The sequence below is a fragment of the Streptomyces europaeiscabiei genome, from assembly GCF_001550375.1.
GTDB classification, from domain to species: Bacteria; Actinomycetota; Actinomycetes; order Streptomycetales; family Streptomycetaceae; genus Streptomyces; species Streptomyces europaeiscabiei.
Genome location: NZ_LRTR01000324.1, coordinates 1 through 11,993, shown reverse-complemented (window position 1 = coordinate 11,993; position 11,993 = coordinate 1). Strand labels below are relative to the sequence as shown.

General features: G+C 71.6%; 9 protein-coding genes. 3 read left to right on the top strand and 6 right to left on the bottom strand.

Features of this window, described 5'->3' with window-relative positions; translation table 11 throughout:
* The 3 genes from AWZ10_RS15850 to AWZ10_RS15840 all read right to left on the bottom strand — a co-directional run.
* The coding region (locus tag AWZ10_RS15850) for a serine/threonine-protein kinase (protein WP_244172500.1) at positions 1–881 on the bottom strand (881 nt) is incomplete at its 3' end.
* A 71-nt stretch (positions 882–952) separates the two neighbouring features.
* Positions 953–1,555 (bottom strand): hypothetical protein, encoded by a 603-nt coding sequence (locus AWZ10_RS15845; RefSeq protein ID WP_046704269.1) that lies wholly within the window; start codon positions 1,553–1,555, stop codon positions 953–955.
* 230 nt (positions 1,556–1,785) lie between these two features.
* Complete coding sequence (locus tag AWZ10_RS15840; RefSeq protein WP_046704268.1) at positions 1,786–3,813, bottom strand: N-6 DNA methylase; 2,028 nt, start codon at positions 3,811–3,813, stop codon at positions 1,786–1,788.
* A gap of 210 nt (positions 3,814–4,023) precedes the next feature.
* Here AWZ10_RS15840 and AWZ10_RS15835 point away from each other — a divergent pair, with 210 nt between their 5' ends.
* The gene (locus tag AWZ10_RS15835) at positions 4,024–4,407 is read left to right on the top strand and encodes a hypothetical protein (protein ID WP_060891378.1); all 384 of its coding nucleotides are present in this window, start codon (positions 4,024–4,026) and stop codon (positions 4,405–4,407) included.
* Positions 4,408–4,512: 105 nt separating this feature from the next.
* Complete coding sequence (locus AWZ10_RS15830; RefSeq protein ID WP_046704266.1) at positions 4,513–5,250, top strand: hypothetical protein; 738 nt, start codon at positions 4,513–4,515, stop codon at positions 5,248–5,250.
* Between the two features lie 33 nt (positions 5,251–5,283).
* Here the strand turns inward: AWZ10_RS15830 and AWZ10_RS15825 are convergent, their stop codons facing one another.
* Together AWZ10_RS15825 and AWZ10_RS15820 are read right to left on the bottom strand one after the other, a co-directional pair.
* Positions 5,284–6,006 (bottom strand): HNH endonuclease family protein, encoded by a 723-nt coding sequence (locus AWZ10_RS15825; RefSeq protein ID WP_046704265.1) that lies wholly within the window; start codon positions 6,004–6,006, stop codon positions 5,284–5,286.
* Positions 6,007–6,232: 226 nt separating this feature from the next.
* A complete protein-coding gene (locus AWZ10_RS15820) occupies positions 6,233–7,069 on the bottom strand; it encodes an SCO6745 family protein (protein WP_425264493.1) in 837 nt (278 codons plus the stop codon).
* 228 nt (positions 7,070–7,297) lie between these two features.
* Here AWZ10_RS15820 and AWZ10_RS15815 point away from each other — a divergent pair, with 228 nt between their 5' ends.
* Positions 7,298–7,960, top strand: a complete 663-nt coding sequence (locus AWZ10_RS15815) for a TetR/AcrR family transcriptional regulator (RefSeq protein WP_079104378.1) — start codon at positions 7,298–7,300, stop codon at positions 7,958–7,960.
* Between the two features lie 73 nt (positions 7,961–8,033).
* On the opposite strand, the gene mfd is transcribed toward AWZ10_RS15815, so the two are convergent.
* Complete coding sequence (mfd, locus tag AWZ10_RS15810) at positions 8,034–11,591, bottom strand: transcription-repair coupling factor (protein ID WP_060891376.1); 3,558 nt, start codon at positions 11,589–11,591, stop codon at positions 8,034–8,036.
* Between the last annotated feature and the right edge of the window lie 402 nt (positions 11,592–11,993).

Below are 11,993 nucleotides of genomic sequence, written 5' to 3'. Positions count from 1 at the left end.
GGCGCGGCCGACGGCTGCGGCGCGGGGATGCGGGCGCGGTCCGGCCAGGGGGCGTGGGGGCGCAGGAAGGGGCGCGTGGGGTCGAGCGGGGAGCCGGTGGGCATACCGCGCGCGGGCAGCAGCGGGAGGAGTTGCTCGTATGTCTCCTGCGCGGAGGACGGGCGGTGCTGCGGGTCCTTGGAGAGCAGCCGGAGGACCAGGGCCTCCAGGCTCTCCGGCACCTCGGGGCGCAGACGGCGGACGGGGACCGGCGGCTCGTAGAGGTGGCGGTGCAGGACGCCGAGGGCGGTGGAGCCCGTGAACGGCACGTTCCCGCTGAGCAGTTCGTGTATCAGCACACCGAGGGCGTACAGGTCGGTGTACGGGCCGACCGCACCGCCCATGGCCTGTTCGGGGGCCATGTAGGCGGGGCTGCCGATGGGCGAACCGGTGTGGGTCAGACGGGTGGTGTCGGTGTCCATGACGGAGGCGACGCCGAGGTCGAGGACGGTGACCGTGCCGTCCTGCTTGACCATGACGTTCCGCGGCTTGAGGTCGCGGTGGATGATCGGCACCGCGTGCACGGCGGACAGCACCGCGCACAGCTGGGCGGCGACCGAGACGGCCCACTGCCACGGGTACGGGTCGTGCTCGGCGAGGTGGTCGGCGAGGTCGGCCCCGTCGACGTACTGCATGACGAGGAACAGCTCCTCGTCCTCGCTGCCCGCGTCGTGCACCGTCACCAGGCCGGGGTGGTCGACCTGGGCCGTGACACGGCACTCACGCACGAAGCGGCGCCGCAGCTCGTCGGCCTCCTGGCCGGCGACCTTGTCCGGGCGCAGCAGTTTCACCGCCACGCGCCGGTCGAGGCGCTGGTCGTACGCCGTCCACACCTGACCCATGCCGCCCTGTCCGATGAGCGTGGACAGTTCGTAGCGGCCGGTGATCAGGCGTCCCGTCCCCCGCCCCTGGGTCACCGGTCTCCTTCGTGATTGCGGAGATAGTCACTGAGCTCGTCGAGCTCGGCGCGCACCTGGTCTATCCGCGCGGGCCCGGGGCGCTGCGGCTCCGGGCCGGGCTGGGGCTGCTGCGGGGGCTGCGGCTGGACGGGCGGCTGCTGGACCGGCGGGGCGGGGGTGTAGGCCTGCGGGACCTGGACCGGCGGGTAGCCGTACCCGGACTGCTGCGAGTACATCGTGGTCTGGGCGTACGGCGACGGCGGGACCGGCCGGGAGCGGCTGAAGTGACGTATGTCCGCGTACAGGTAGTACGCGACGATGGCCGCGAGTCCGCCGAGGAGCAGCCCCATGCCGACGTCGCCGCGCCAGGTGGTGAACTCCTCCTCGCCCGGGTCGGTGCCGATGATGTACAGGGTCGCGATGATGTGGACCACCGCCAGGGCGAAGAGCCACCAGTCGCGGGGCCTTCGGGTCACCGAGGCGAGCCGCAGCAGGCATGCCCAGGCGAGCAGGCCACAGCTCATGACCGCGACCACCACGAAGATCACACGGAGTGTGACCTGGCCCCCCTGGTCGGGGCCGGGGGGCGGTGTCGGCGCGTAGCCGTGGCCTTGCATGGCTGCTCCTGATGCCTGGTGAGAGCGGACTTTCGATGTCGTCCCGAGGGTATCGGTCGACCACGACATGAGGTCCAGGGTTGTGGACAACCGTTGTAGTACCGCAGTGCAGGTCACGCCGCCCGAGGCGGAGCGGTTCCGTCCGGTAGGCGTGATCGTAGGGGGAGTTCGCGGTGTCGGGCCGCCGCGACCGCCCGTCCGAGGGCTCCGCGACCGCCCCGTCCGCGTGCTCAGTCCGGGATGACCGTGCCGTCCGTCAATCCGTCGTACATGCCGCGCACGAGGCGTTCGCCGAGGCGGCCGGCCTGGCGGAGGGCGTCCTCGAAGGCGGCCAGCGCGCGGAACCGTTCGCCGTAGCGGCGCTGCTGGTCCAGGGGGAGCCGGGGCAGTTGGAGGCGGCGTACGTCGAGGCGGGTCGCGGTGGAGGCGTAGCTGCTGGCCTGGCGGCTGTTGGCGGTGCCGCGCAGGAAACCGGCGACGAACCACGCGTCGAGCGCGGCCCGGTCGGGCCGCAGCAGCGTGAGGTTGCGGCCGAGGGCGGCGCCCGCGGTCTCCTCGTCGATCACCCGCGCGACCCCGCCGCCGCCGAGGACGGGGACGACGACGTCGCCGGGCTCCACGAGCACGGGGTCCTCGCCCGTCTCGGGCAGGGTTCCCGAGGGTGCCGTGCCGGCCAGGACGTCGTGATCGGTGAGCACGCGCGTGTGGGGGCCGTTTCCGCCCGTGCGCAGCACCAGGGCTCCCCCGCGCGCGAGTTCGCCGACCGTGGTGAGCGGCCAGCGGGTGGGCTGCGTGTCCCCGGCGAGCGGGGGCGTGAGGTCGGCGGTCAGGCGGAGGGTCTCGCCCAGGCGTTCACGCACGGCGGTCAGTTGCTCGGCGCCGCCGCCCGCGGCCGGGGGCGGCAGATGCCGGGCGGGGGCCAGGTCCACGTCGTCGTCCAGCAGGTCGATGACCGGCACCGGACGGCTGAGTCCCGGCCGCTCCGGCCCTCCGCCCGCCCGCTCGAAGGGCCGCCAGGCGTCGAGCACGACGGCACGCACCGCCGTCCAGTCGAACCCGCTGCGTCCCTCGGGGACGAGCCGCCCGGTGTCGACGAGCAGCAACTCGGGCGGCACGGGCGCCTTGCCGGGCCGGCGCAGCACCCACAGGTGCAGCGGAATGTTGTACGGGGGTGCCGCACCGACCGGGAGGGCGATCACGGCACGCAGGGCGCCCCGGCGCAGCAGGTCGGCGCGGATACGGCGCCCCGAGCGGCGGCTCGCGGCGGCCGGCGGCATCAGCAGGACGGCGGTGCCGCCGTCCTCCAGGCGGGCCAGCGCGTGCTGCACCCAGGCGAGTTCGGATTCCGTCCGGGCCGGGAAGCCGTACTCCCAGCGCGGGTCGTAGGCGAGTTCGTCGTGGCCCCAGTTGCGCTCGTTGAACGGCGGGTGGCACAGGACGGCCTCGGCCCTGAGGTGCTCGTGGGCGTCCGCGCGGAGGCTGTCCCCCGGGGCGGTGCGGACGGTGCTCTTGGTGCGCAGCGCGAGGCGGAGCGCGGTGAGGGCGGCCAGTTCGCGGGAGCTGTCCTGGCCGTACAGCTCCTGGCCGGGGCGGGCGGCGACGGCGCGCAGGAGGGCGCCGGTGCCGCAGGCCGGGTCGAGCACCGAGCGGGCGGGCCCGGCGAGTTCGGCCATCAGCTCGGCGAGTTCGCCCGGAGTGAGCGTGTACTGGCGCGGGTTGGCGTCGAGGTGCCGGGCGAGCAGGAACTCGAAGGTCTGCCGCGCTCCCAGGTCTGCCGCGAGTTCGGTGGCGCCGCGCAGCAGCGGGATCGAGGGCAGCATCTCGGCGGGCGTCGGCTGGAGCACGGCGGACTCCCCGGGCGGGCCGAAGCGCGGGGCGAGGACGTCCCGGAGCGGCTCGGGGAGGATCCGGGCCAGCTGCTCGTCGTCGGGGCACGCGCTCAACTCGAGCCAGGCCAGGGGCCGGTCGTGGAGATACAGCAGGGCGCAGCCCGCGTGCACGAGGGCGGTGACGGGGCCCTCCGGGTGGCCGGTGACCTGCTGCCAGACGCGCTCCTTCAGGGGTACCTCGGCGAGCTTGCCCTGATCACGCAGCCACTCCTCGACCTCGCCGAGCGCGAAGGCCGGGCTGGTCTCGGTGCCACCGACCGGTTTGGGGAAGTCGGCGTGCCGTCGGCGCCAGTTGCTGACGGCGGCGCGACCCACGCCGGCGAGCCGCGCGATGTCCGCGGCGGTGACCTCTGTCCCGTTCCCCTGCACGCGCCCGGCTCCCCTCGTACCTGGTGTGTGACGTCGAGCATACCGACGCACGCAAGATCTACCCATACACGCCGTGTACACACTCGACTTCGTGAACCGTGTTGACTCGGTTCACAAGCTCTGCTGTGATTGACCCATCGAACGACGGGCCGCCCGATCCGGGTGGTCACACGTCGGCTGCACTGTCACACACTGGGGAGGAGCACAGCCATGGGGATGAAATCCCAGCTCGCACTGAACGCAACGGTTGGCCTCCTGCTCATCGGTGTGGTCACGACAAACGCCGGTAGCGGTGACACCACCGTGAACGGCCGTGGTGCAGCCGACCACTTCAAAGCCTTTGTGAACACTCACGGCACCTCCGCCGACAGAGCCGCCGTCTCACATGTCACCGAGGTTCACAGGCCCGCCCCACCGGCGGGCGACACCGACGCCACCGACGTCCACACCGACTTCACCGGCGGACCACCGGGGGGCGGCACCGGCCCCGCCCGGCTCATCTCCGCGGCGTTCGCCGACTGGAAACACGACGAGCGAGGCCGCGTCACGGTCCACGACTCCGCGGACGAAGTGCTCGACACCCGCACGTACTGACGCCACCGCTCGACACCCGCACGTACTGGTGTCACCGCTCGACGAACAGCGCGACACCACCGCTCGTTTCACGCACCTCACACCGATTCCCAGGGGGGAACTCCCATGCGTCGCACCGCACTCGCCGCTCTCTGCATCACTGCCGTGGCCACCTTCTCGCTCACCGGCTGTCTGTCCGGCGAGGACAAGGCCGACGGCCCGTTCGCCGGGCTGACCGGTGGCGAGATCGCCGACAAGGCCGTGAAGGCCACGGCGGACGCCGACTCCCTCCGGATGAAGGGCGAGATCCAGGACGAGTCGGCCGGCGGCACGGTCCAGATGGACATGGCCATGAACAAGAAGGGCGACTGCGCCGGCACGATGAGCATGGGTGGCGACGGCGAGGCCGAGCTGATCAAGGTCGGCGACACCCTCTACATGAAGTACGACGAGGCGTTCCTGCGCGCCCAGTCGAAGGACTCCTCCAAGGAGGAGGCCGACATGGTCGTCGACATGCTCGCCGGCAAGTGGACCAAGACGTCCGCGGCCGCCGAGGACTCCAAGGACATGGCGAGCTTCTGCGACCTCGACACCGTGCTCGCCGACTTCAAGGACGTCAACTCCGACGCCACGCGCGGCAAGACCGCCGAGGTCGAAGGCACCCCCGCGATCCTCCTCGACGAGAAGGACGGCAAGGACAGCTACACCCTGTACGTCGCCACCAAGGGTGAGCCGTACCTCCTGCGGGTCGTCAGCAAGTCCGCCAAGGAGCCCGGCGACCTCGTCTTCACCGACTTCGACAAGCCGGTGCCGGCCAAGGCCCCCAAGGGCAAGGTCATCGACCTGGACAAGGACTTCGGCTGACGCCCCTCCCCTCGCGGCGGCACCGCGACGGCCTCAGTCCGCGTGAAAGCGGGCCGGGGCCCTCGTCGGGTTGCCGCCGGTGGGGAGCTTCTGCTCGGGGCAGGTGCTCAGGACACGCTCCATGGCGGCCTGTTCGGCGGAGGTGACCCAGAGGCCGTACTTCGTCTTCACCGCGACCTGCGCGGCCACGTAGGTGCAGCGGTACGCCTTGTTGGGCGGGAGCCAGGTGGCCGTGTCACCGTCGCCCTTGCCGCGGTTGGTGCCGGAGTCGACCGCGAGGAGGTTGAGCGGGTCGTTGGCCAGGGCTATGCGCTTGCTGTCGTCCCATTGCTGGGCGCCCTTCTGCCAGGCGTCGGAGAGGGCCACTATGTGGTCCACGTCGATCTTGCTGCGGCCCCGTACGTACGGCACGTCCTCGCCGGTGTACGGGTCCGGGTCGAGCACACCGGAGACCACCGTGCAGTCGCCGTCCCGGAACTTCACGTCGTCCAGGTCGCGCTTGAGTATGTCGTCACGGGTGTCGCAGCTGTTGGAGTCCGTGTCGGCCCAGGCGCTGCCGAACTCACCGCGGTCGTAATCGGTCTTCGGCGCCCGCCCCTTGACGGTCAGCGCCTCCGCGGCGGCGAACGCGGCGCCACCGCCCCCGCCGGGGTTCTCCTGCGGTCCGGCCGAGCCGCCCGTGTCGTCCAGTTCGCAGCCGGTCGCGGCGACCAGCACCAGAGCGACGACAGCGACCCCACCCCTCAAACGCACCACGCGACACCCCTTTCCTCTGCCTGTGCTCTCACGCGGTCCCGCATGGGGTTCCCCGTCCTGCCTGCTCGACACCGTAGCGGCAGCCGGGTACGGCCGTACCGGCACCCGGTGGTCATCGACAGTCAGCAGGTGCACGCCGGGCGTATGCCCGGTGGTGAGGGGCCGACACCCCAAGGAGGCGTCAGCGCGTCCGACCGCCCGGTCAGCCCGGTCCGTCAGGAGGCGTTCACACCTTGCCGATCCCCAGGGTCGTCTCCGACGGAAGCAGGCCCGAGCCGATCACGGCGACCCAGAACTCGCCCAGCAGATCGGCGAGTCGGGCGGTGTCGGTGGCACCGAGGAACTGCCAGGGGACGGCGGCCAGTCGGTCGGTGTGCAGCTCGACCTGTCGGCGCAGACTCCGGCCGGCCTCCGTGGCCGTACCGTCCGGACGCACCAGGCCGCGTGCCGTGAGGCGGACGCGGGCGGCATTCCATTCCTCCTTGCTCCAGCCGCGGCTCTCGAAGCGCTCCACCGAGGCGGCGCCTGTCGCGGCGAAGGAGACGAGAGACTCGGTGGGGTCGAGGTCCGCGGTCAGCAGGGCCGCGAGGTGGCCGTCGCCGCGGTGTTCGCGCAGGATCGTGGCCGCCCGCCAGAGTTGGAGGTGGGCGGACCCGGGCCAGGGCAGCTCGGCGTTGGCGGCGGCGAGGGGGCGGCCCGCGGTGTTCGCGAACTCCGCGGCGCGACGGGCCAGGCCGGCGGCCTCGGCGAGTTCGGCACTGTGCACGTGGTTGCCGAATATGGCTCGGTAGGCCCGGTCGATCGCCCGGTCCCGGGCCTCCAGCACAGCTGCTGGTGGCGCGGTCCTCCAGGCCTGTTCGATGTGCTCCGCGACCATGCGGGGGCTGAAGCTGTAGAAGGCGGAGGCCGTCCGCTCGACTCCGACGGCGCCCAGGGGTGCCGCCCGGAACGGGAAGTAGCTCGGCCACCTCTCCCCCACGTCGTACCCCAGTGCGGCCGCTTCCTCGAAGGCCTCCGGCGCGTAGTAGAGGACGGCGTGCAAGGGCTCCAGCAGGTGCCACATACGGCGCACCTCACCCAGGCCCACGGTGCCGCCTTCGGCTTCGCGGTGTTCGGTCTCGCCTCGCGCCGCCGTACCGCTCCCGTTGACGTTCTCGGACATGACGCATCCCCCTGCCACTCCCCGACCGCAGTGACGACCGGATCCGAACTTGACATTGACTAGATTGCCGAATCGCGCCGAACTTGTCAACGACTAGATTGAACGCTCCGAGGGGCCTACGCTGTGCCCATGCCTCGCAACACCACGGCCGACCAGCCCAAACAGCCCGCGCAGCCCGGACCGGCCGCGCAGCCCGAAGAGCCCGGACAGTCAACGCAGCCCGAACGCCCCTACCACCACGGCGACCTCCGCCGCGCGATCCTCCACGCCGCGCTCGACGTCATCGCCGCCGACGGCCCGTCGGCGCTGAGCCTGCGGGACCTGGCCCGGCGCGCGGGTGTCTCGCACGCGGCGCCGGCCCATCACTTCAAGGACCGCACGGGTCTGCTCACGGCGATCGCGGCGGAGGGGCACGGGCTGCTGGCGGCCACGCTCGCGGAGGCCGGGGACCTGCGGGACGCGGGCGGGCGGTACGTCCGTTTCGCGCGCGAGCACCCCGCGCACTTCCAGGTGATGTTCCGGCCGGAACTGCTTCGCGAGGACGACCTCGAACTCACCACCGCCCGCGCGCTGTCACGCGAGCAGCTGCGCACCACCGTCACCGGCGCACGCCCCGAGACCGCCGACGCCGACCCCCGGCTGGCCGGCATCGCCGCCTGGTCCCTCTCCCACGGCTTCGCCACGCTGCTGCTCAGCGGCAACCTCGCCGCGGTCGTGGGCGACCGGGACCCCGAGGAGGTCTTCCGCACCGCCACGGAACTGCTGTTCCCGACCGCGCCGCCCTCCCCGTGAACCGGACCGGACCGGCCCACACCCACTGCACCACTGCACCACTGCACCACTACGCCACTACGCCACTACGCCACTACGACCCCAGAATCGAGGCCAGGAACTCCCCGGTCCACCCCAGCAGATCCCGGCCGACCAGCGGCTTCCCGCCCACCTTCGCCGTCTTCGGGCGGGGCACCAGCACCTGGTGGGCGGCCGGCTTGATGACCGTGCCCGGGTACAGGCGCTTGAGGCGGAGCTCCTGGGACTCCCGCAGCTCCACGGGGGCGAAGCGGATGTTGGTGCCCTGAAGGACGATCTCGCCGACACCGCAGGCCCGGGCGAGCATGCGCAGACCAGCGACGAGCAGCAGGTTCTCCACCGGCTCGGGCAACTTGCCGTAACGGTCGACCAGTTCCTCGCGCACCGCGGCGATATCGGCCTCGGTGTTGACGGAGGCGATCGCCCGGTACGCCTGCAACCTCAGCCGCTCCCCCGGCGCGTAGTCGTGCGGGACATGCGCGTCGACCGGCAGCTCGATCTTGACGTCGAGCGGCGGCTCCTCCTCGATCTCCCCGGTCTCCAGCTGACGGCGGTAGTCCGCGACGGCCTCGCCGACCATGCGGACGTACAGGTCGAAGCCGACGCCCGCGATGTGACCGGACTGTTCGCCGCCCAGCAGATTGCCCGCGCCCCGGATCTCCAGGTCCTTCATCGCCACGTACATGCCCGCACCCATCTCCGTGTGCTGGGCGATGGTCGCCAGACGCTCGTGGGCGGTCTCCGTCAGGGGCTTCTCGGGCGGGTACAGGAAGTACGAGTAACCTCGTTCCCGGCCTCGGCCGACCCGGCCCCGCAGCTGGTGCAGCTGCGACAGGCCGAAGGTGTCTCCCCGCTCCACGATCAGCGTGTTCGCGTTCGAGATATCGATGCCCGACTCCACGATCGTCGTGGAGACGAGGACGTCGAACTTGTTCTCCCAGAAGTCGACGACGACCTGTTCGAGGGCCTGCTCCGACATCTGGCCGTGGGCCGTCGCGATCCGTGCCTCGGGGACGATCTCGCGCAGCCGGGAAGCGGCTCGGTCGATGGACTCCACCCGGTTGTGGATGTAGAAGACCTGGCCCTCGCGGAGCAGTTCGCGGCGGATGGCCGCGCCGATCTGCTTCTCCTCGTACGGGCCGACGAAGGTCAGGACCGGGTGGCGCTCCTCCGGGGGCGTCGTGATCGTCGACATCTCGCGGATGCCGGTCACCGCCATCTCCAGCGTCCTCGGGATCGGTGTCGCGGACATCGTCAGCACGTCCACGTTCGCGCGGAGCTTCTTCAGCTGCTCCTTGTGCTCGACGCCGAAGCGCTGCTCCTCGTCGACGATGACGAGGCCGAGGTCCTTGAACCTGGTCTCGGAGGAGAAGAGGCGGTGGGTGCCGATGACGATGTCGACCGCGCCCTCGCGCAGGCCCTCCAGCGTGCCCTTGGCCTCGGTGTCCGTCTGGAAGCGGGACAGGGCCCGGACGTTCACCGGGAACTGCGAGTACCGCTCACTGAACGTCCCGAAGTGCTGCTGGACCAGGAGGGTGGTCGGGACCAGCACGGCCACCTGCTTGCCGTCCTGGACGGCCTTGAAGGCGGCCCGGACCGCGATCTCCGTCTTGCCGTAGCCGACGTCGCCGCAGATCAGGCGGTCCATGGGGACCGTCTTCTCCATGTCCTCCTTGACCTCGGCGATCGTCGTCAGCTGGTCGGGCGTCTCCGCGTACGGGAAGGCGTCCTCCAGCTCACGCTGCCAGGGCGTGTCCGCACCGAACGCGTGACCGGGCGCCGCCATCCGCGCGCTGTAGAGCTTGATGAGGTCGGCGGCGATCTCCTTGACCGCCTTCTTCGCGCGCGCCTTCGTCTTCGTCCAGTCGGCGCCGCCCAGCCGGTGCAGGGTCGGGGCCTCGCCGCCGACGTACTTCGTGATCTGTTCGAGCTGGTCCGTCGGGATGTAGAGACGGTCGCCTGGCTGACCGCGCTTGGCGGGGGCGTACTCCACCACCAGGTACTCGCGGGTCGCGCCCTGCACGGTCCGCTGGACCATCTCGATGTAGCGGCCGACACCGTGCTGTTCGTGCACGATGTAGTCGCCCGCCTCCAGGGACAGCGGGTCGATGGTCTTGCGGCGGCGGGCGGGCATCCGGGCGCCGTCCTTGCCGGCCGCCTTCTGGCCGGTGAGGTCGGTCTCGGTGAGGACGGCCAGCTTCAGGGCGGGGTCGACGAAGCCGTAGTCGATCGAGCCGCACGCCACATGCACGACCGACGGGGAGATCTGCCCCAGCTCGGCCTCCAGACGGGCCGCGATGCCCTCGCCGCCGAGCACCTCGACCGTGCGGGCCGCCGGGCCGTGGGCCTCGGTCACGAACACCGTGCGCCAGCCGTCGGCGAGCCAGCCCTTGGTGTCGGCGAGGGCCTTGGCCGTGTCGCCCCGGTAGGTATCGGGGGCGTGCATGCCCAGCTTGATGGTGTCGCCCGCCGCGTCAGCGGCATACGTCTCCGTCAGCTCCTCGTCGGCCGCGAACGGCGACACCGACCACCACATCATGTCCAGCTCACGGGCCCGGTCGCGGACGTCCGCGAGGGACCACAGGGAGGCCGCGCCGACGTCGATGGGTGCCTCGCCGCCACCGGCGGTCGCCGCCCAGGACGCGTGCAGGAACTCCTGCGAGGTGGCCACCAGGTCCGCCGCCCGCGTCCGCACCCGCTCCGGATCGCACACGATCGCCATGGCGCCCTTCGGCAGGACGTCGATCAGCAGTTCCATGTCGTCGACGAGGACCGGAGCGAGGGATTCCATCCCTTCGACGGCGATGCCCTCAGCGATCTTGTTGAGGAGTTCGCCCAGCTCCGGGTGGCGTTCGGCGAGGGCACGCGCGCGAGAGCGTACGTCGTCGGTGAGGAGGAGTTCGCGGCAGGGTGGCGCCCACAGGCCGTGCTCGGCGACCTCTAGGGAGCGCTGGTCGGCGACCTTGAAGTACCGGATCTCCTCGACGTCGTCGCCCCAGAACTCCACCCGGAGGGGGTGCTCCTCGGTCGGCGGGAAGACGTCGAGGATGCCGCCGCGTACGGCGAACTCGCCGCGCTTCTCGACGAGTTCGACGCGGGAGTACGCGGCTGCCGCCAGCGCCTCGACCGTACGGTTCAGGTCGGCCGTCTCACCCGTGCGCAGGGCGACCGGTTCCAGGTCGCCGAGGCCCTTGACCTGGGGCTGGAGGACCGAGCGGACGGGGGCGACGACGACCGAGACCGGGCCCGTCTCCGGGTCGTCCGGGCGCGGGTGGGTCAGGCGGCGCAGTACGGCGAGGCGGCGGCCGACGGTGTCGCTGCGCGGGCTGAGCCGCTCGTGCGGGAGCGTCTCCCAGGCCGGGTACTCCACGACGCCGTCCGGAGGGAGCAGCGAGCGCAGGGCCGCCGCCAGGTCCTCGGCCTCGCGGCCCGTCGCCGTCACGGCGAGTACGGGGCGGCCGGCGTCGCGGGTGAGGGCGGCCACCGCGAAGGGGAGGGCCGCCGGGGGGCCCACCAGGTCGATGTGGGTGCGGTGGCCGTCGGATGCCGCCCTGATCGCTTCAGCGAGGGGGGCGTCCTTGACTACGGCGTCTAGCAGACCGTGGAGGCTCATTCGGGGCGTTTTCCCGTCCGGGTGGGCAAGGTGTGGGGCTACTGGCTTGGGCTGAGTGTGGGGCTGCTGGGGCAACACGAACGCCCGGACTCGTGTGACGGGCCGGGTGTCTCCAGGGTACGACGAGCCGTGTGGGGGGTGGGGACGACTTTTGTCTCGCCCCCACCGCCCCTACCCGTCCCTCCCCCACTCTCGGCTTCGCTCGAGCGGGAGGTGCCCCCATCCAGGGGCGCGGCCCCTTCGACCCCGCTCCCCCGTCCGTTTTTGCGGGCGGGAGCGCCGTGGTCGATCGCGCAGTTCCCCGCGCCCCCGAAAAGCAGTTCCCCGCGCCCCTGAAAACAAGGGGCTTCGCCCCTCTCCTCACCCGCCGCCTAATCTCTTGAGACACCCCTTGCCCCCTGC